The sequence below is a fragment of the Clostridium thailandense genome, from assembly GCF_019207025.1.
Classification (GTDB): Bacteria; Bacillota; Clostridia; order Clostridiales; family Clostridiaceae; genus Clostridium_AM; species Clostridium_AM thailandense.
The window spans coordinates 17368-39367 of sequence record NZ_JAEEGC010000144.1; the positions used below are offsets into that span (position 1 = coordinate 17368).

Annotated in this window: 19 protein-coding genes; 1 reads left to right on the top strand and 18 read right to left on the bottom strand. The window is 31.7% G+C overall.

The features are described from left to right. Positions 1 to 3: 3 nt before the first annotated feature. The 4 genes from I6U48_RS24045 to I6U48_RS24060 all read right to left on the bottom strand — a co-directional run bounded on the left by I6U48_RS24045 (position 4) and on the right by I6U48_RS24060 (position 3257). Positions 4 to 867 (bottom strand): MBL fold metallo-hydrolase, encoded by an 864-nt coding sequence (locus tag I6U48_RS24045; RefSeq protein WP_218323020.1) that lies wholly within the window; start codon positions 865 to 867, stop codon positions 4 to 6. A 110-nt stretch (positions 868 to 977) separates the two neighbouring features. Continuing rightward, positions 978 to 1718 (bottom strand): alpha/beta hydrolase, encoded by a 741-nt coding sequence (locus tag I6U48_RS24050; RefSeq protein ID WP_218323021.1) that lies wholly within the window; start codon positions 1716 to 1718, stop codon positions 978 to 980. Positions 1719 to 1979: 261 nt separating this feature from the next. Next, positions 1980 to 2255: a CD3324 family protein gene (locus I6U48_RS24055; RefSeq protein ID WP_218323022.1), complete on the bottom strand. Its 276-nt coding sequence runs from the start codon at positions 2253 to 2255 to the stop codon at positions 1980 to 1982. Positions 2256 to 2639: 384 nt separating this feature from the next. Beyond that, on the bottom strand, positions 2640 to 3257 hold the full coding sequence (locus I6U48_RS24060) for a VC0807 family protein (protein WP_218323023.1): 618 nt from the start codon (positions 3255 to 3257) through the stop codon (positions 2640 to 2642). Positions 3258 to 3861: 604 nt separating this feature from the next. Here I6U48_RS24060 and I6U48_RS24065 point away from each other — a divergent pair. Beyond that, positions 3862 to 4674, top strand: a complete 813-nt coding sequence (locus I6U48_RS24065) for an alpha/beta fold hydrolase (protein WP_218323024.1) — start codon at positions 3862 to 3864, stop codon at positions 4672 to 4674. Between the two features lie 174 nt (positions 4675 to 4848). On the opposite strand, the gene I6U48_RS24070 is transcribed toward I6U48_RS24065, so the two are convergent. The 14 genes from I6U48_RS24070 to I6U48_RS24135 all read right to left on the bottom strand — a co-directional run bounded on the left by I6U48_RS24070 (position 4849) and on the right by I6U48_RS24135 (position 21857). After that, positions 4849 to 6228, bottom strand: a complete 1380-nt coding sequence (locus I6U48_RS24070; RefSeq protein ID WP_218323025.1) for an aspartate-alanine antiporter-like transporter — start codon at positions 6226 to 6228, stop codon at positions 4849 to 4851. 100 nt (positions 6229 to 6328) lie between these two features. Continuing rightward, the gene (locus I6U48_RS24075; protein ID WP_218323026.1) at positions 6329 to 7438 is read right to left on the bottom strand and encodes a 2-methylaconitate cis-trans isomerase PrpF family protein; all 1110 of its coding nucleotides are present in this window, start codon (positions 7436 to 7438) and stop codon (positions 6329 to 6331) included. 155 nt (positions 7439 to 7593) lie between these two features. Beyond that, positions 7594 to 9531, bottom strand: coding sequence for an aconitate hydratase (locus tag I6U48_RS24080; protein WP_218323027.1), 1938 nt, complete (start codon positions 9529 to 9531; stop codon positions 7594 to 7596). 71 nt (positions 9532 to 9602) lie between these two features. Beyond that, positions 9603 to 10139, bottom strand: coding sequence for a citrate lyase holo-[acyl-carrier protein] synthase (gene citX, locus I6U48_RS24085; RefSeq protein ID WP_218323028.1), 537 nt, complete (start codon positions 10137 to 10139; stop codon positions 9603 to 9605). Between the two features lie 15 nt (positions 10140 to 10154). Then, positions 10155 to 11696, bottom strand: a complete 1542-nt coding sequence (gene citF / locus I6U48_RS24090) for a citrate lyase subunit alpha (RefSeq protein WP_218323029.1) — start codon at positions 11694 to 11696, stop codon at positions 10155 to 10157. Next, positions 11689 to 12591, bottom strand: a complete 903-nt coding sequence (citE, locus tag I6U48_RS24095; protein ID WP_218323030.1) for a citrate (pro-3S)-lyase subunit beta — start codon at positions 12589 to 12591, stop codon at positions 11689 to 11691. The genes citF and citE overlap by 8 nt, the downstream gene beginning before the upstream one ends. Beyond that, positions 12591 to 12887, bottom strand: a complete 297-nt coding sequence (gene citD, locus I6U48_RS24100; protein ID WP_218323031.1) for a citrate lyase acyl carrier protein — start codon at positions 12885 to 12887, stop codon at positions 12591 to 12593. Before citD ends, citE begins: the two co-directional genes overlap by 1 nt. 29 nt (positions 12888 to 12916) lie before the next feature. Then, on the bottom strand, positions 12917 to 13960 hold the full coding sequence (gene citC / locus I6U48_RS24105) for a [citrate (pro-3S)-lyase] ligase (protein WP_246615523.1): 1044 nt from the start codon (positions 13958 to 13960) through the stop codon (positions 12917 to 12919). Positions 13961 to 14018: 58 nt separating this feature from the next. Next, a complete protein-coding gene (locus I6U48_RS24110) occupies positions 14019 to 15206 on the bottom strand; it encodes an NAD(P)-dependent malic enzyme (protein WP_246615524.1) in 1188 nt (395 codons plus the stop codon). A gap of 568 nt (positions 15207 to 15774) precedes the next feature. Next, positions 15775 to 16449 (bottom strand): GntR family transcriptional regulator, encoded by a 675-nt coding sequence (locus tag I6U48_RS24115; RefSeq protein WP_218323032.1) that lies wholly within the window; start codon positions 16447 to 16449, stop codon positions 15775 to 15777. Positions 16450 to 16662: 213 nt separating this feature from the next. Then, positions 16663 to 17547: a triphosphoribosyl-dephospho-CoA synthase CitG gene (citG, locus tag I6U48_RS24120; protein WP_218323033.1), complete on the bottom strand. Its 885-nt coding sequence runs from the start codon at positions 17545 to 17547 to the stop codon at positions 16663 to 16665. Positions 17548 to 17718: 171 nt separating this feature from the next. Next, positions 17719 to 19647 carry an ABC transporter ATP-binding protein gene (locus I6U48_RS24125; protein WP_218323034.1) on the bottom strand — a complete coding sequence of 643 codons (1929 nt, stop codon included), beginning with the start codon at positions 19645 to 19647 and terminating at the stop codon, positions 17719 to 17721. Further along, entirely contained in the window at positions 19634 to 21373 is a 1740-nt protein-coding gene (locus I6U48_RS24130; RefSeq protein WP_218323035.1) for an ABC transporter ATP-binding protein, read from the bottom strand. The genes I6U48_RS24125 and I6U48_RS24130 overlap by 14 nt, the downstream gene beginning before the upstream one ends. Positions 21374 to 21425: 52 nt before the next feature. Further along, positions 21426 to 21857 (bottom strand): MarR family winged helix-turn-helix transcriptional regulator, encoded by a 432-nt coding sequence (locus tag I6U48_RS24135; RefSeq protein ID WP_218323036.1) that lies wholly within the window; start codon positions 21855 to 21857, stop codon positions 21426 to 21428. Positions 21858 to 22000 lie beyond the last annotated feature (143 nt).

Here is a 22000-nt window from a genome sequence, read left to right on the forward strand (position 1 = left end):
TTTTTACTTACCATTAATTATTGATATAATCATTGCTCGACTATTTATCTCAAAAGCATAATCTGGTTGAACTGCTCTGTACTCTTCATCTCGAAAAGTATCTTTAAATTCTTTAAAAATTTTATCTTTATCAAATCCTGCTGTAGACAATTTAAGCACAAAATCCCTAGCTTCATTTGCAGCTTGAATACATTTCTCCCAATATTCAGAAGTTTCACGCTTACTTACTAATCCAAAATGAGGAGATATAATGTATCGTGGATTTGTTTTCTTACATTTATCTATGGATTTTATTGTTTGCTCATAACTAATTATAAATGCAGGATAAAGTTTTCCTGACTTACTCATACATCCAGTTGTCTCACTTGCGAAAATAACCTCATTATTAACTAGAAATGATAATGAGCATTTGGTATGTCCAGGTGTTTCTAATATCTTAATATTTGCACCGCTTAAATCTAATGAATCCCCATCTGAGACTTTATAATCTACTTTCATCAAACTATCATCGTACTCTATTAATTGATTAAATCCATAATATAATGCAGACTGATTGTTTAGTTCTTTAATTGTTTTTAGAGCACTTTCTTTAGTTAAAATGTTTTGTGCATATTCTGCTGCCATGACTTTAACATCAGGCCATACTTTCCTTAGGTATGGTACCGCACTAATGTGATCATAATGAGAATGACTAAGAAGTATATAGTCTAACTTTCTTCCATCATTAAGCACCTTCTGAATATTTCTTATAAGATTAGAAGAGCAGTATGCCATCCCACAATCAATTAATGCTGTTTTATCTTCTCCAAGTATTAACAATGCAGTGCTGCTTCCTTTTCCACTTGTTACATTTATTATATTCTTCATCATTTAATCACCCTTTATTAGCACTATCCTATTCTCTATTTATTCTTAATCTTAATTCATTTTAATTTAACATTGCAATAAATGCAAATAATACTGAAGGTTTTATTTTTCTAATCTCTCATCATCTCCAGCTGAACATCTAATTTGTTGTGGATATGTTTTTTTACCCACTGTCTAAAAAATTTCAGCTGCTCTTCAGTGTGGAAATAGTGCTCTCCCTGTTCCATTACTTGCAGGTCACAACTAAAGTGTTTTACAAATGCAGTTACCATATCAAACTCACAGGTATCATCCTCTGAACCATAGAGGATCGAAGTTTGCTTATTCCAAGAAACAATAGGATGTTCTTTCACATAGCAATAGTAATCCCAATAGAGAGTTTGCCCAATAGGTGTAGAAATTTCCTTTTCTATTTTTAGTCTACTTTCGTTTATGTTAAGCCATGTCATCATATTATTTATGATACGTTCCATATTTACAACTGGTGAGAGAAACAGACACTGTTGCAGCGGCTCATTGCTATATGCAAGTAAACTAAAGTATGCTCCCATACTGCAGGCAAATAGATTTATATCCTTTGATAATGATTTTGCATACTCTATAATTACATTAAGGTCATTAACACAGTTTTGAACTTTACACGCATAGGGTTCATTCTTACGATCACCATGCTCAGGCAAATCAAAACTAAGCACTTGATAACCCATTGCTACCGCTTCCTCTGCAAATATAATAATCACATCATCTTCCTTATTTGACATATTGCCATGTACTACTACAAATAATTTTTCTGACTTATCACCCCACAAAATTGCAGGTATGTTTTTTATTTTTAAGCTTTGTTTTATCACTCCAACCTTTCCTCCATAAAATGTAATTTACAGTTCTTTTAACACTGCTACACTTCTATTTTGAATATAAATACCTAATGATAGTCTTTTAAACTTTTTCAAATTCTTTTACTAATAAAATTATAACTTTATCTCTCCTAATTTATCCAGTTCATAAATAATTCTGCAGCAAACTTGCCCTTTCATCACACTCTATTTAAAATAAAAAAGAGGATATTGCATTTTACAAGAAAATAGAATAATGCAATAACCCCATTATTTTTATATGGCTTGTTTTTCTTTTCTAATTATCCTTCTAATACTATACTCAGTAAGATAAAATTGTTCAGTAAGTTCTTCAACAGACACACCTTTACTGTATCTAATAAAAATTTCCTTATTTCTTTCCTTCAAACTATTTTTTATACCACTGTTTTCACCCCAGGCTTTTTTACTATCACTTTTCCTAGGTATATACAGATACCCACCATCTATATATTGTTGAATTAATTTAATAATATCCTCTGGCAATATATTTTGTGCTTTCTCATATTTCATAACCCTTGCTCCTATCTACACTTAATCTGTAAATAATCAAGCAAAGTCCACACAAAAATATTCTAGCCTAAATTAGTCAAATCCGGCTCCGAACAAGATCTTGTTCGATATTTTCATGCAGTCTTTGCACGGAGCCTTCAGTGACAGTACGTTCTGATACTTTTCTCATACATAGTTCCCCCCTTATTCATATAATTACAATTAATAGGTTAACAAAGTTTAGCTTATTAATATAAATAACCGCCGATACTTATAATTCTACCATATTAATTTATAAAATTAGGATTACATATAAGTAAAAATTAATGAAATTTTAAATCTTATAAAATATACTTTAGACAACCAAAGTGGCTTAAATAAAAACTTTGTATATATGAAAATCTTTTATTTACATTTTCTGTTATACCATTTAGGAAATGCAATTGAAAAAGCTAACAATAAAGGACTAGAAATATTAGAGTAAAGGGTAATTATAGCAAAGTATGAACTAATAGACATATAATGAAGTAGTATTACTCCAACAATTACTTGACTTAAATTTAAAAATCCCCATGCAGCAGTAAGAATCACCCAAACTGATCTATAAGATTTCTCTTTCTTAATTTCTTCTGAAACATTTTTCAAATAAATTTGCTCCGCTATAATTTGAATTAACGGTCTTTTAAACAGTATTGACAAAAAGAAAATTAAAGCATATATAACATCTCTTACTATTGGTGATAATAGATAAAAATTTGGATTTTTTGAAATTATAGTACCTATTAACCCTATTCCTGAAAAAACAGCAGTAATCATCGCAAGAACATTAATTTCACGTTTTTTAATATAATTAAATATCACCACTCCAATACTCCAAATACCAGCTAATATTATTCCTTTAGTATCCATGTTGAATTTATTAAATAATAAACATATTAAAACTGGAATAATAGCACTAACAATAAAATCCTTATTTAATATATTTTTCAATATTGAACTGTTGATTTTTGATGTATTTTCCATAAACTCCATCCCCTCTTTTTATTACACTAAACTGATATTCAAATTTCTATTCAATAATATATCACAATGATATATTGTGTTTCTTATTATATCACTATGATATATATAGTCAACAACTTTATAGAAATTTTTATATCTTTCAAAACTTCTATAAAGTGTTTCATCAAAAGTTTAATAAGAGTTAGTAATAATTAAAAATATATAATAAAAGTTCTTTAACCTTATGTAGTTTTAATATCTTTATTCTTCAATTTACAAAGTTTTAACATACGCATAACTAATCTCTCATATTTTCCTGATATTATAAGGATAAGGGCAAAATCTAGTATTTAAATATAAAAATTAGTACACTTGTTATCCGACTTACAATCAAATATACCTTTCTAACTGGTATTAATATTAATGCCAGTTTTTTCATTTGACAATAGTTATCAACAATATGTTGTGGATTATGTGGATAACTTGTTCAATATATTGTGTAGAAACTGATAATGCTAATTAATAATCAGATATTACAATATTATAAATCAAATATATAATTCACCTATTTTGCTCCTAGAGAATAAGGTAATAATGAAGAAATTTTATTAATGGAGGCATTTGTGTGGGATACTATGTTATTGTAGAACCAACTGTAAAAATCTACGTAGAAGATCTTAATCCAGAAGGAAAGAAGACAATCTTGTTTTTGCATGGTTGGCCTGGTAGTCATAATTTATTTGAATATCAATTTGATAAACTTCCAAGTATGGGATATAGGTGTATCGGAATAGATACCAGAGGATTCGGAGACTCGGATAAACCTTATGGAGGTTACGACTATAATCGATTAGCAGACGATGTCAGATGTGTAGTTAATACATTACATTTACATGATTTCACGCTGGCAGGACATTCAACCGGTGGGGCAATAGCTATCCGATACATGGCTCGCCATAAAGGATACGGAGTATCTAAACTTGCTCTTTTTGCTGCAGCAGCTCCTAGCCTTATTAAGCGTCCAAATTTTCCATATGGTTTAGAAAAAGATGATGTACTCAAAATTATTCAGGGAACATACACTGACCGTCCCAAAATGCTGAATGATTTCGGGGATAACTTTTTCTTTCAGCATATAAGTAAACCCTTCTCTGATTGGTTCTTTCAATTGGGCTTACAGGCAGCAGGTTGGGCTACTGCAGCCGTTGCAAATACTTGGATTAAGGAGATACTATTCTCTGATTTAGCAGCAATACATGTTCCAACCTTAATTATTCATGGCATTCATGACAAAATTGTTCCATTTCCACTAGCTAAAGTACAAAACCAAAGCATTAAAAATTCAAAACTCGTACCATTTGAATTCAGTGGTCACGGATCATTTTATGACCAAAGAGATAAATTTAATAGAGAATTGATGAAATTTATTGAAGAATAAAATTTCCCAATGGTAAATATTAAAACTTATAATTAATGCAAAATGCAATCTTTCAATATTATAGTGATATTCTACACTACTAAAAGATTGCATTTCTTACTTTACTATTTATTTTAAAATATAAACTTAGGTAATTACATTAATTTATCTTATGATTGTAAAATTAACCTTAAATTACATTAAAAACATTTTGTATAGTATTGTTATAAACAATACCTTAAATAACAATGCGAATGGATAAACCGCACCATATCCAGAAGCAGCATCATCACTACCTACTGCATCAACAGCAGCTCCTAATCCAGGTGTTGAAGTCATTCCTCCACAAATAGCTCCTGCTAGTATTACCCAATTTAATTTAAATATATATCTTCCAATCACAAATCCTAGCAAAATGGATACCCAAACTACTACTAATCCCATGATAGCCAACATTGCTCCTGCCCCTGCAAATATATTGACAACATCATATCCATAAGTTAGCCCAACTGTTGCTAAGAAGCATACCAATCCAAGCTGTCTTATTGAACTTAATATTTTACTATTCATTCTAAAGTTGATAATACCAATCTTACCTATGTTGCTAAATATAAGGGCACTCATTAATACTCCTCCTGGAGTCCCTAAGCTGAAGTGTCCAAATCTGCCTAATTGAATATTTATTATACCTAAAAAATATCCAACAAAACAAACTAAAGCGAAAGCAACAAGATCAAAACCTACTTCTTTGATAGGTTCTTTATTTATATTTTCACTATCTGCAGCAACCTCTCTCATGGTTCCTTCAAATAATTCTCTTTCCTTCTCTACATCTATACCAAAAATTTTAGGAATAAGAACCATTGATAGTATAATTGATACTACTCCAAATGGAAAGGCTGCTGTAAATCCTGAGCTTACATCTGCTTGAAATACTTTAACAATTGCAGTCTTTTCACCATCTGTTAGCTTAGTAGTATTTTGTGGAGTTAATTTTCCAGTCTTATCAATCATCTTTAATACAGCATTTTTCTCTTGAAGGGATAAAGAACTATATTTTGCTGCAATCTCAGTTCCGTGTTCTTTAGCTGCATCAAGTGATGCTGCTAATCCTGGTGAGCTTGTAAGTGCTCCTGCATATATACCTGATACTTGATGTGCATCAAATGTTTTGTTACTTTTTAAAAACACATAAGTCAATGTAACGCCTGAAAGCGTAATTACTAAACCTATAGTAATAAGTTTAACTCCATATTTTTTTAATATGCCTCTTATATCTTTTCCTGCTATTAGACCAACTGCAGCAATAAATAATATAAGAAACAAATTGAAAAGATCTGTAGATATAAGCCCTTTGCTTACTACCTGCTGCGCTAATTTATATGCAGTTGTACCGCTCTTAATACCCCTTGCATATGTTAACACTGACCAGCTTAAAGCAATTCCAGCAAACAAGGCTCCAGAAAAACCAAAAGAGAATTTACCAATTTTTATTTTTCCAAATAACAAGCCTAGAAATACTGCTGCAAATAACAATACAAATGAATTCATTATAAAACTATTAAAATTAAACATCCTTTAATCTCCTTTATATTTATTATAAGTTTTTATTTTCAAGTTATCCTATCAATGAATCGTTAGATTATATCTATTATTCGTAATTAACTCCTGCTTTTTAGTACTCTTCTCTTGTATAAACATAACCTTCCATTATTCTACGTGCTGTTCTTACAACCTTTACACATTCAATTTTTCCGTCATTATTCTTAGCAACCGTTTCCATGATACCGCCTGGATGTGCAATTCTTACTTTATCGCTATCACTCTTAACTATTTTGTTGACTAAAGTTCCTTCAATGCTTGCTGCCGCTGTTATACATACTGCTCCTGTTATTGCAAGGGCTTTATGTGGTTTTTGCATTGACATCATTCTAACAACTAAATCCATTTCCTCTTCACTTCTTTTATTTCCGCTTAAATCTATATATTCAGCCTTCGCTGATACAACAGTAGCTTTGGGCACAGCTGGTGATTTTTTTGTAGCCTCTTCTCTGCTTGCAAATCCACACATTTCAGCTGCTATAGAACGTATCTCTTCAATTAATTTCAGCTTGTCTTCTGTAAATTCATCAGGTAATTCAGTACCTTTTAATCCAATGTCTTCAGCACTTATAAATACTAATGGATTTGCTGCATCCACAATAGATATATTGATTTTACCTATAGAAGTTTCAATAGAATCCTCTTCCTTCCCTGTTGGTAAAAGTTTACCAGTTACTGAGCCTTCTGGCTCATAGAATCCCAAGTATATTGGTGATCCTGGATTTGGTACTCCCGAAATATAAGTATCACCTTCTACCTTTGCATGTCCATCTTCAAGTTCCACTTCTGATACTATTAATTTATTTGTATTAGTGTTTAATATTTTTACTTCTGATTTTTCTCCAGCAACCTTTATTAGCCCTTCGTCTACTGCAAAAGGACCCACTACTGACGAAATATTCCCACAATTACCTTTAAAATCAACTTTTTTATCTGTTAAGCTAACCTGAGCAAAAGTATATTCAACATCATAATCTTTTTTATCTGATTTTTTTATTATTGCTACTTTACTTGTCAATGAGTTAGCTCCACCTAAACCATCAATTTGTCTTGAATCGGGACTTCCCATTATATCTAATAAAAAATTCTCCCATTTATTTTTATCTTTTGGCATATCTTCATAATGAAATACTGCAGCTTTACTTGTGCCGCCTCTCATTATAGTACATTTTGTTTTATTCATTCTGACCTCTCCCTTGTAAAAACTTGCTTTAATATTTAATAGATAGTAAAATTACATTTGCATTAAGTTTTATGTTTTACTCTCACTGAGATGTTATTAAATCACACCACATAATTTATTAGCACCTCAGTGAGAACTTTTATCTAATAAGTAAACTATAGTAACTTTTTAATATAGTTTAACTGTCCACCTTCTAGTAATACTTCCTTTTGTCTGTCTGACAATGTTGCATAAGCTTTAATCTCAATTCCTTGAGTTTTATTTAATATTGTAAATTCACTTTGTTTAATCTGTTCTTTCATATTTTTAACAGTTAAAACATCACCTTGATTAATTTTGTTATAATCTTCTTTATCTTTAAATCTTAAAGGTAAAATTCCATAATTAATTAAATTATCATGATGAATTCTTGCAAAGGACTTAGCGAGTATTGCTTTAACTCCTAAATACATAGGCGCTAGAGCTGCGTGTTCCCTGCTTGATCCTTGTCCATAGTTCTCTGCTGCTACAACAATTCCACCTTTATTTTCCTTTGCTCTGCTTGGGAAGGTAGAATCTATTCCATTAAATACGTATTCTGATATAGCTGGAACATTTGATCTAAGTGGAAGAATCTTAGCACCTGCAGGCATTATGTCATCAGTTGTAATGTCATCACCAACCTTTAAAAGTGCTGTTGTATTTATTTCTTCTTCTAAACCTTCTCTTAATGGTAGTGGTCTAATGTTTGGACCTCTTCTAATAACAACATCTTCTGTATTATCCTTTGGTGCAACTATCATTCTGTCATCAAGAATACGATCTTCTGTTTCTTTTATTGCTTGTAGAGCATCTAAATCCAAGCCATCAAAATCTCTAGGATCAGTAATAAATCCAGTTAAAGCACTAACCGCTGCCACCTCTGGGCTTGCTAGATAAACCTTAGCATCCTTAGTACCACTTCTTCCTATAAAGTTTCTATTGTTTGTTCTTAATGAAACTCCTTCTGATTGAGGTGCTTGTCCTATACCGACACAAGGACCACATGCACTTTCTAAAATTCTAGCTCCAGCAGAAATTAACTTTTGAAGTATTCCATCTCTAGCTACCATTTCAAAAACTTGTTTTGATCCTGGAGCTATACAAAGACTTACATTCTCATGTACACATTTTCCGTCTAAAATAGCTGCTGCTCTAGCTAAATCTAAATAAGACGCATTAGTACAGCTTCCTATAAATACCTGGCTAACTTTAATATCATTAACTTCTCTTACCTTAACTACTTTATCTGGCATATGAGGTTTAGCAACCATTGGTTCTAATTCGTCAAGATTTATTTCCATTACTTCGTCATATTCAGCATCTTCATCAGCTTTAAGTTCTATCCAATCAGCTTGTCTTCCTTGATTCTTCATGAATTCATAAGTAACTTTATCACTTGGGAAGATAGATGTAGTAACCCCTAATTCTGCTCCCATGTTAGTTATAGTACATCTTTCAGGTATGCTTAAAGTTTCTACACCTGAACCAGTATATTCTATTACTTTTCCTACTCCATTTTTAACAGTCATTATTCTTAAAAGTTCTAAAATTATGTCCTTTGCTGCAACTCCTGGTTTTAACTTTCCTGTCAACTTAACATTTATAACCTTAGGCATAACTAGAGGAAAAGGTTGTCCAGCCATTGCCATGGCTACACTCATTCCACCAGCGCCTATTGCTATCATACCTAAAGCACTGGAAGTAGGCGTATGACTGTCTGAACCTAGTAAAGTTTTTCCCGGTATGGCAAATCTTTCTGAGTGTACTTGGTGGCATATTCCGTTTCCTGGCTTTGAGCAGTGTACTCCATATTTTGCAGCAATAGTCTGCAAAAATGCGTGGTCATCTGCATTTTCAAAGCCTGCTTGTAATGTATTATGGTCTATATAGCTTACTGAAACTTCTGTTCTTATCTTTGGTATCCCTAATGCTTCAAAAGCTAAGTATGCCATTGTACCTGTAGCATCTTGTGTTAAAGTTTGATCAATCTTTATTGATATCTCTTGCCCAGCAACCATCTGTCCTTCTACTAAATGTGATTGTAGAATTTTCCTAGTCATATTTTGTTTCACCGTTATTAACCTGCCCTTCTTATAAATTAAAGCGTTTGTATACCTGTATACAATTCATTTCGTTACAATATCTAAGAAACATTTAAATCTAAATTACTATAACAATCTATTAGTTCATATATTTTATTTAATAGTTCATCAACTGAATGTTTTCTGGATCTTCCGCATACTTTTGCACTGTCATTACATAATAAACATTTTCTTTCTGGTAATCCTAATTCTCTTCTGCTAACTTGTTCACCCTTGACATTAAATACATCAAAATCAAACAATCTACCTAATTCGTGGTTTTCCTCAATAGCTGCAGTTATTTTTTTTACACTCAATGAATCTGAATTAACATTTAAAAATGCTTCGTCACCATCAGCAGTAATTTGAACTATTTTATGAACCAGCTTTATATTTTGTTTTTTTAACTCTTCTTCCAATAGGTAAATACCAATCTTATGAATCTTAGTAAAACTTGGGTTATTCTTCTCTGCTCCTGGAACATTTAATGTAAAAGAAATCAAAGTGGTTCTGTAAATATTAATTAATTCTCTTTGCATTCTTGCTCGTTTTTCTCTTGCTTTAAGTATTTCTTCAAGTACTCCACTTTCTTTACTCATTATAGATTACCCTCTTTATTTTACTTGTTTTATAACATCAATAATTGTACCGTCTCTGTATTCTACTATACCAACAATCTTATCTCCATATTCTATTGGCTTTGCTTTTCCTGTAATGCTTTCTGCTTTCTCTTTTAATTCTTCTATAGTGCATAATGGCAATTTAGCTTTTGTGAATCTTTCTATTAAATCGCCTCTTAAAGGATTTACTGCTATTCCTCTATCAGTAACTACTACATCTACTGTTTCACCTGGAGTTATTACAGTGTTTACTTTTTCAACAATTGTAGGTATTCTTCCCCTGATTAAAGGACAAACTATCATAGAAAGTTTTGCGCCAGCTGCTGTATCACAGTGTCCACCTGATGCCCCTCTAATTACTCCGTCGGAACCTGTAATTACGTTAACATTAAAGTCTGTATCTACTTCTAAAGCACTTAATATAACTATATCTAATTTATTAGCTACACATCCATTGTTATGTGGATTAGCATATAATGATGCACTTATTTCATAGTGATTTGGATTCTCTCCTATAGATTTTGCTGCTATTAAGTCGAAGCTTTGAACATCACAGATTTTTGCTATTAAGCCTTCTTGCTGCATTTCTACGAATTGTCCTGTAATTCCACCTAATGCAAAGCTAGCTTTGATGTCTTTTTCAATCATCTTATTCTTTAAGAATCTTGCTACGGCAAGTGATGCTCCACCAGAACCACTTTGAATTGAAAATCCTGGTACAAAATATCCAGATGCTTCAATTGATGATGCTGCATACTTAGCGATTAGAAGCTCTCTTGGATTCTTTGTATATCTTGTCGCTCCTGATGCTATTCCTTTTGGATCTCCTAACTCATCTACTTGTACTACATAATCAACTTCTGTTTGTTCTATACTTGCAGGTACATTGGGATATGGCACTAGATTATCTGTAATAAGCACAACTTTATCTGCATATTCAGCATCTACTTTAGCATATCCTAAAGAACCACAAAAAGATTTTCCGCTATATCCATTAGCATTTCCATATTCATCACAGCTTGGTGCACCTAAAAACGCTACATCTATTTTTAAATCTCCTGCTTCTATTGCTCTTGCTCTTCCACCATGCGAACGTATTATAATTGGTGTATCTAAAATTCCTGCTGATATAGCCTCTGCTAAAGGTCCTCTAACTCCACTAGTTACAATTTTAGTAACAACACCATTTTTTATATGTTCAATTACTGGTTCATGTACACTACTAAGTGAACTTGATGCTAATGTTAGATTTTTAATTCCAAGCTTCGCTATAACGTCCATTACCATATTTAATATATAGTCGCCTGCTCTAAAATGATGGTGAAAGGATATTGTCATACCATCTTTTAAGCCTGATGCAATCACTGATTTTTCTATACTGTCTAATAACTTGCTTTCCCCTGGCTTTATACTGGATATTCTTTTCGCAAACTTTCTTGTTTCTAGTTTAAAACTAAAAGGTCCTTCATAAGGTCTTAGTTCTCCAATTCCTTCTATATATTCTGGTACTTCTCTTCCTATTTTATTTTTAAGCAATTTCGTTTCCTCCTTCGCTTGAATATACACCCGCAGCTTCTGCCAGCATAAGTGCTCTTTGTGCTCTTTCTATTATTGGCTTGTCTATCATCTTTCCATCTAGAGATACAACTCCTGAACCCCTCTTTTTAGCTTCTTCTGCTGCTTTTATTACTCTTATAGATTTATCTATTTCCTTTTGTGATGGTGTATATATCTCATTAACTACTCCTATTTGTCTTGGATTTATTACTGACTTTCCATCAAAACCTAATTGTTTAATTAATTTCACTTCGTTTCTAAAGCCTTCCTCATTGTTTACATCTGAGTATACTGTGTCAAAAGCATATATTCCTGCTGCTCTTGCCGCAAGTACTATTTGACTTCTTCCAGCTAAAAGCTCTATACCTTCTGGTGAACGAGTTGTTTTCAAATTTGTTACATAATCTTCTGCACCAAGAGCTATACCCATAAGTCTTTTGCTGGCTGTTGCAATTCCATAAGCATTAAGTACACCAAATGCTCCTTCAACAGCTGCCATCATTTTTGTCTTTCCTACTGGTATTCCTGCTTCTTTTTCTATTCTTTCTATTTCTTTTTCTACATCTATAACATCTTGTGAGCTCTCTGTTTTTGGAAGTCTTATAACATCTGGCTGTGCTCTTACAATTGATTCCAAATCTTCCATTCCGTAAGGTGAATCTAATCCATTTATTCTTACTACAGTTTCTACACCTTCATAATCAATAGTTTTTAGTGCATTATATACTAAAAATCTAGCAGCATCTTTTTCATTTAAAGATACTGAGTCTTCTAAATCAAACATTATTGAATCTGGACCGTAAATATGTGCATCTTTAACCATTCCAGGATTGTTTCCTGGTACAAACATCATTGTTCTTCTTAGCTTATACATTAGTTTGCACCTCCCCAGTTAAAGCGTTCTTCTTCTGCAGCTCTTAAAACTGCAGCTTGAACTCTAGCTTTTATCACACAATCTAAAGCTCCCTTATCATTAGCACGAATAACAACACTTTCTACCTTTAATTCTGATAAAGTTTCTAATATAACCTTCTTTATCTCATCACCAAATTGTTTTTCTACAGAACTTTTTAATTTTATAAATATTTTTTTATCTGAATTTGGTTCTACTACTATTGTTATGTCACTAGATTCTAATGTTCCAGCCATAGCTGTTTTCTTTATTTCCATTGGTCAGCCCTCCGTATTAAATTTTATTTTTAAATTCTACTAAGTATTGGCACTGCTTCCTTAGAACACAAGAAATTATAAGTTGTATCAGGAACCAAAGATTTTACCTCTGTAAGTTTATGTTCTTTAATCAGCTTTCTAACCCTTGAAGCACTTGTTACATCTGACCCAATAGCCATTCTTGGCACTTCAATGACCTCTACCCTGTGCTTTGGCAGTATTTCCTTCATGGTACTATTGTAAACATTAGTAACTGGACACAAAGGTTCCTCTCCTACATACCTTCTGTTAATCCCCAGTGCAGGCACTATATACTTAGCAAATAATTCAATGTCCAATAATGAATGTATTTTAACAACTTCATCTTGCTTTTTTATAAAATAAGATGGGAATGTTGCATTTGAAATTATATAGTCTTCACCTTTATGCAGTACTATATTATCTAAATGCTGCAAACCTTCTTCTACTAATCTATATCTTACTTCTGATGGAAAAACAGATTTATCTTCCCATACTACAAATACATGAACTACATCACTTTCTTTTGATGCTTTTTCTATTAAATATTTATGACCTAAGGTAAAAGGATTGCAGTTTACAACCACGGCTGAAACTGTCTTTCCTTCAACTTTTTTCTTTTTAATATTTTCTACAAAACCTTTTATTCCGTAGGGGGTATTCTCCAGTAAAATTACTTTTCCCGGAACTTCTCCAACTTTGTAAAAACCTAAATCTTCAAAAAGTCTATAATTTTTGGGTTTAGTATAAATGAAAAAATGATTGTTTCCTCTTCTATATTCCTCATTAACTAATTCTGATACTATTTCATTTGAAAGACCTATACCTTTATAATTATCATCTACGGCTATACACTTTAAAATTCTATCTTCAAAAGAACCTGTAGCAATAATTTTATCCTCTTCATATAATGTCACTGTGTATTCCACATTACTGTCAAGTCTTAAGCCTTGCTTTTCTAAAAAAGCTTTTATCTCTTTCAATTTTTTATAATCATTGTTTTCAATAATTACTTTTTCCAAGCAAAAACATTCCATAATCATCACTTCTTTCATTACATAAATCCTGAAACTCAGGATTGCTACTAAGTAATTTATAAATATTATAATAAGTTTAAACTAGATACAGTCTAACCAGTCCAAGTTCTTTAGCTACTTTTGTAACAGCTTCAGCAACAGCTTCACAAACACCTTCATCAAATACACTTGGTACTATATAATCTTCATTTAATTGACTGTCTTTTACCAAAGCAGCAATTCCTTTTGCCGCTGCAACCTTCATTTCATCACATATTTCTTTAGCTCTAACTTTTAAAACGCCCTTAAACATTCCTGGAAACACTAATACATTGTTAATTTGATTTGGAAAATCTGATCTTCCTGTAGCTATAACTCTAGCTCCTCCTGCCTTTGCAATATCTGGTAATATCTCCGGAGTAGGGTTTGCTAATGCAAAAATTATGCTGTCCTTATTCATACTTTCTACCATTTCTTTAGTAAGTACATTTCCTGCTGATACCCCTATAAATACATCTTTATCTTTAATTACATCTTGTAAAGTTCCTTTTTCAAACTCTCTATTAGTTACTTTAGCTATTTCCTGTTGTGGCTCATTTAGTTCAGTATCGCCTTCAACAAGAGCTCCATTTATATCACATAGTATTATTTTTTTAACTCCAGCAGAGCTTAAAAGTTTAGCCGTTGCAATACCTGAAGCACCAGCACCGTTTATCAAAACCTTTATGTCATCTATTCTTTTTCCAACTATCTTTAATGCATTATATAAACCTGCTAAAACTGCAATGGCAGTGCCGTGTTGATCATCATGATATACTGGTATATCTAATTCTTCTTTCAATTTATCTTCAATATAAAAACACTCAGGTGCTTTAATATCTTCAAGATGAATTCCGCCAAAACCTGGTGCAATATTTCTTACAGTATTTACTATGTCGTCTGGATCTATAGAGTTTACACTTATAGGCATTGCATCTACACCAGCAAATTTTTTTAACAGTAAGGCCTTTCCTTCAACTACTGGAAGACCTGCTTCTGGTCCTATATTTCCAAGGCCGAGCACTGCTGTACCATTTGTAATTACAGCTACTGTCTTGCCTTTCATCGTATATTTATATGCATTGTCTTTGTTTTTAGCTATTTCTAAACATGGTTCCGCTACCCCTGGAGTATATGCTATAGCTAAATCTGATCCATTTCTCACTGGCATAGTTCCCACAATCTCTATTTTGCCTCTTTTTTCCTTATGCAATCTTAAAGCTTCTTCTTTTACGTTAATACTCATACTTTTCGTCAAACTATGTAATTTCGTCAGTTTGACTGCACCTCCCTAGTATATGACTTTAAATTTGAGATCATTTACAGAATAAATCCTGTACTTTTACAGTAATTTCAAAAATTTAAAACAATTTTATTTGCTTTTTATTATGAGAATCAATTTCTTTTACACTTCTTTTCCAATTGTATACAGGTATACAATTGGAGCTTTAAAAATGCTAAAATTATTTTCTCTTCCTTCTAATTGTATACCTGTATACAATTATTTTTTTAAATAAACAGATATACTTCTTAAAATCAATGTTGTATACCTGTATACAATTTAAAATACTGTTAAAAACCTGACTTTATGATTTTATTTTAATATATATTTAAGGAATTTGCAATCGTTTATAACTAAAAAAAATATTGAATTTAATCATTTTTTGTCACATTGTTCCACTTAACTTTATATCAATCATAAATATTCATATAAAGTAAGTATAATCTTTTAATACATCTACTATTATTTCAAATAAAATTGTATACAGGTATATAGATTTTATTTTATAAAGTATACCTGTATATGAATATAATCAAAACAAATGAATTTTATCTGCAAGAAACTTCTTTGCATTTACTGTATGCTCTCTGCCTATCTTTTCCGCCAACATTTCATCTTTTTTCTCGAAAGCCTCTATAAGTGCTTTATGCTCCTTCATAGCTTGAAGTCTTCTTTCATTCATTACTAAAGTAAAATTTCTTAGCCTTGACAAATACTCATAAATTTGCTTCATTTGGTCTATAAGCCTTTTGTTGCCACTACAGTACAATATAATATCATGAAATTCTCCATGTGCTTTCCAATACCCTGTAATATCGTTATTATCAATATACTGTTCCATTATAGAAATCTTCCCTTTTAATTCTGATATCTGTGATTCAGAAATATTGAAACAAGCTAATCTAAACTCTAGCCCCTCAAGCATTTCTCTAATTTCATAAATTTCTATAATATCTTTTTTTGATATTCCTTTTACAATAGTTCCCTTTCTAGGAACATTTTCAGCCAGCCCTTCAATCTCCAATTGCCTAAAAGCTTCTCTAACAGGAGTTCTACTTACTCCCATATTCTCTGCAACAGTAGTTTCCACCAATCTATCCCCTTGTTCAAGAGTACCATCTATAATTGCCATTCTGAGTCTTTCAAGAACAATTTCTCTAATAGGCCTTAAATCTGTAGTTTCTATTTTTTCAAATAATGGATTCATATAATCAACATCCTTAGCTAATTTAATAAGTTATTAACAATTATTCATAGTTATTATAATATATGATTTTTCAAATTACAATCATTTTAGTTAAACAAGTATTTACTGCTCATTCTTGTTTTTTTCAATGCTAAGTAATATAACATCAAACAATAATATAATTGCAGCACACCATATTGATTTAACCGCCGATTTATTATTAACATGAATTTATTAGCTGTATATATAGTTACCATTCATATATTCTTCTGCTAGATATAAAAACACTGTTACTCCAAGTAGATCAGCACTTCCACCAGGACTTATATTTCTTTCTATAAATTTCTCACACATCTCATTTATTCTTTCTCTGCCATTACTAGTTTTTATACCTCCAAGCTTGATTATCTCTCTAGATTTTTCCTTTACCTCTTCTAAAACTTCTGGATTATGCCTATGAATTATAGTGGAGTCATTACATATTTGCATTATTCCAATTAGTGTATGAACTAGCCTATCATTAATACTTAAATCTGCGCTTTGTTTATAAAAATCCAAAGCAAAATCAAAAACTGTTGGTATTCCTCTCTCAACTTCTCCTCTTACCCCTTCATTTTTATATTTTAAATATAACTTTTCACCATGAGATAAGTCGGCTTTATCCTTCAAAACCGAAAGTTCTTTCTTTGTTATTCCTTCAGTCATACTTTTTATAATATCCTGAACTTCTGAAAATTTCTTTTTCTCATAAATAGCTTTTCCTACCGCTGCACAGCATACTCCTACTAAAAATAGCATTCCCTTATGAGTATTTATACCTCTTGTTTTTACAAACATATCTTTTTCTGCTTCAACTCCAATAGCTCTTATCTTATTAAAAATATCTTTATAACAGTTGTTCGTATACCCTTCTTGTACAAATTGAGCTAAATACTTGCTTAATACCGATGTGCTATCGATAAAAGTATAATAATTCATATCCTTATGTGCTCCATTAGATATCGGCGATACCAATCCTGGTGATGGATAACAAGCTACTTCATAAAGCATTGCCTGTATTGCAAAGCTGCTAATTGTTAATGAGAGCTCATTTAGTGTAAAGTTTCTTTTATTTTCCATATTATATCTCCGTAATATTCTTTTGTTTTTTCTATTAACTAGATCACAATAATTAAAGTATACTAACCAGATTTACGTTAGATATTCTATCATACTTATACTTAAAATACTATGTTTAATTTACTTAAAATATAAAATAAGCGCGCCCTCACGAACCCGCTTATTTTATATTTATGACAACTCAAATGCACCTGTATACAGCTGATAATACTTACCTTTTTGTGCAATTAAATCACCATGATTTCCTCTTTCAATAATTCTACCTTGATCAAGTACCATGATTACATCAGAGTTCTTTATTGTAGAAAGCCTATGGGCAATTACAAAAACTGTCCTTCCTTTCATAAGCTTATCCATGCCATCCTGAACAATTTTCTCCGTTCTTGTATCAATACTAGAAGTTGCTTCATCAAGTATTAATACTGGCGGATCTGCAATTGCCGCTCTGGCAATGGTTAATAATTGTCTTTGCCCTTGTGACAGATTGCCTCCATCTCCTGAAAGCATTGTATCGTATCCCTTTGGCAAATGCTTTATAAAGCTCTCTGCATTGGCAAGCCTTGCTGCTGTACGTACTTCCTCATCAGTTGCATCCAATTTTCCATATCTTATGTTATCTGCAACAGTCCCTGTAAACAAGTGTGCATCCTGGAGTACTATACCAAGAGAACTTCTTAAATCATCTTTTCTGATTTTATTGATGTTAATTCCATCATATCTTATTTTTCCATCTTGAATATCATAGAAACGATTAATTAAGTTTGTAATAGTAGTTTTTCCTGCACCTGTGGCACCTACAAAAGCTATCTTTTGCCCTGGTTTTGCATACAATTTTATATTATGTAGTATGATTTTTTGATCATTATAACCAAAGTCAACATCATCAAATACAACTTCCCCAAGAAGCTTTGTATAAGTGACTGTACCATCTCCATGTGGATGTTTCCAAGCCCATAGCCCGGTACGCTTACTAGTTTCTGTAAGGTTACCTTCTTCATCTTCTTTTGCATTAACTAAAGTAACATATCCTTCATCCATTTCTTTTTCTTCGTCAAGAAGTTTGAAGATACGTTCTGCTCCTGCGAGTGCCATGATAACAAAATTAAACTGTTGAGCCATTTGATTCACTGTTTGGCTAAAGGTTCTTGTTAACTGCAGGAAAGAGGCAAGCGCCCCAAGAGTAAATCCACCAAAAGTCCCAATTGCAAGAACAGATCCAAAAATAGCAACAGAAACATAATTTATATATCCTATATTACCCATAACAGGCATTAAAACATTGGCATATTTATTTGCATTATTTGCACTATTAAAAAGCATATCATTTAACTTATCAAAGTTAGCCTTTGCTTCTTCTTCATGACAAAATACTTTTACAACTTTTTGTCCTTCCATCATTTCTTCTATATAACCATTAACTGCGCCTAAATCTTTCTGTTGACGTCCGAAGTATTTTCCACTTTGAGAACCAATGTACTTAGTAGCCTTAGCCATTAATAATATAATTATTAATTCGATTCCTACTAATGGCAGACTTAAAAATATCATAGAACCAATTACCCCAATAACAGTTATAATTGCTGATAATAATTGAGGTATTCCCTGGCTTATCATTTGCCTTAGAGCATCTGTATCATTCGTATAAAGGCTCATCAAATCACCATGAGCATGTGTATCAAAGAATTTAATTGATAATGCCTCCATATGTGAGAACATATTATCTCTTATCTTTTTAAGAGAACCTTGAGAAATTATAATCATCATACGGCTAAATGCATATGTTGCTAATACTCCAACATAATAAATTAAAGCCATAGAGGTTATCATTTTAAGTAATGGCGCAAAGTCTGGTGCTGATTTATTTAATAATGGTACTATATAATCATCTATTAAGTTTTTTAACAGTAATGTACCAAAAACATTAGCAAGAGAACTTATAATAATGGTTATAACTACCATACTAAATAAAAACTTATATTCTTTAAGTATATAAACTAGTAGCCTTTTTAAAGTCTTTAAAGAATTTTTAGTCATCTTAGCGTGTCCACGTATACCACGTCCACGTATTTCTCTAGGTTTTGTATTATTATTTTGACTCATTATTATCAGCTCCTTTCACTTGAGATTCATAAACTTCACGGTATATTGCATTTGATTTTAAAAGTTCAGCATGAGTTCCAAAGCCATCTATTCTTCCATCATTCAATACTATAATTCTGTCTGCATCTTCTACTGAAGAAATACGCTGTGCAATGATAATTTTTGTAGTATCCGGTATTGTTTCTTTAAATGCCCTTCTAATTAAAGCATCAGTTTTTGTATCTACTGCGCTCGTCGAATCATCTAAAATTAATATTTTAGGCTTTTTAAGAAGAGCCCTTGCAATACATAATCTTTGTTTTTGTCCTCCAGATACGTTACTTCCTCCTTGTTCAATATAAGTATCATATCTATCAGGCAAATTCTCTATAAATTCTTCTGCTTGAGCTTGTCTGCAAGCTTCAACTAATTCCTCATCAGTAGCATTTCTATTTCCCCATCTTAAATTTTCTTTAATTGTACCTGAAAATAATACATTCTTTTGCAATACCATTGAAACTTGGTTTCTAAGAGTTTCTATGTCATAATTTTTAACATCAATTCCACCAACTTCAACGCTTCCACTCATGGTATCATATAATCTTGGGATAAGTTGAACTAATGTTGATTTAGCACTACCTGTTCCCCCAATAATTCCTATAGTTTCACCAGAATTAATTTTCATATTTACATCTTCTAAAACACACTTATCCTTATCCTTGCTATATGAAAAATTAACGTTATTAAATGTGATAGATCCATCCTTTACTTTATAAACTGGATTTTCAAGATTGGCCAAATCACTTTTTTCCTCTAATACTTCTATAATTCTTTCAGCAGATGATTTTGACATAATTACCATTACAAATACAAAAGACATCATCATAAGACTTATCATTATGTTAGTTGTATAAGCAAACATGCTCATTAACTCTCCAGTTGTCATAGTATTTGAGACAATCATCTTTGCTCCAAGCCAGGATAAAAGTAAGATACAAGTATAAACTGCAAACTGCATAGCTGGTCCATTAACTATTATTAATTTTTCAGCCCTTATAAAATAGTTATATAAGGTTTGAGAAGCTTTATAAAACTTATTGGTTTCGTGCTCTTCTCTTACATAAGCCTTTACAGTTCTTATTGCAGTCAAATTTTCTTGTACACTTGCATTCAAATCATCATATTTTTTAAAAACTTCCATAAAATAGGGGTGTGCTTTTGTCATTATAAAATATAATACAAATCCTAGAAAGACTATTGCTCCTAAAAATACTAAAGCTAATTTGGGATTAATATAAAAGCTCATTCCCATCGCAAAAATAAGCATAAAGGGTGATCTAACAAACATCCTTATTAGCATTTGAAATGCATTTTGAACATTTGTTACATCTGTAGTAAGTCTTGTTATAAGTCCTGCTGTGGAATATTTATCTATATTTGAAAAGGAATAATTTTGTATATTATAATACATCCCTCTTCTCAAATTTCTAGCAAACCCTGTCGATGCACTAGCTGCATGCTTTCCTGATAATGCACCACAAGTCAGAGATAAAAATGATGCTAGTATCATTAATGCCCCAATAGTACACACATATTTTATATCACCTTTTCCCACCCCGTTATCAATAATCCATGCCATTAATAATGGAATAATAGTTTCCAAAATTGCTTCTAAAGCAACATATACTGGAGTCAAAATTGCATCTTTTTTAAATTCTGCTATATAACTTGCTAATTTTTTTATCATAGTTTCCCTCCTCTTGTTAGATTTCTAACTAATATTTTAAAACGAATTGTGTCTAATCAATAAGCTTTTTAGATAATCTATCGAGTAAATTAAATAAAATATCTATTTCTTCATCACTTAGCTCATCTCTTAAGGATTTCTCTATTTTAAGGATAGAATCATATACATTTTTCTGAGTTTCTAGCCCTTTTTCTGTGAGTACTATTTTCTTAAGCCTCGCATCTTCACAAACACTTACTCTTTCTATGTAACCGTTTCTTTCCATAAGCTGAAGTACACTAGTTACCGAAGAACGCCTGATATCAAACTCTTCTTCTATATCCTTTTGAAACACATCTCTCTTATCATTTTTATTATATAGAAAACCAAGTATCCTTCCCTGAATAGCTGTTATCCCATATTGTGAGGCTTCTTTATCTATTTTTCTGTGAAGCTTCCTAGCAAAACAACTTACCTTTTTCCCAATGTGTATTTCTCTATTCATTTGCATACTCCTATACTTTTGTTAGATTTCTAACTAATTATATTCTTAACTTTATCCTATGTCAATAACAGTTTTAAAATAGTTAATAATTATTTCTAATATACTTTCTTGTTTCTAAAAACAAAAAGGGGCTGTCGCACTTA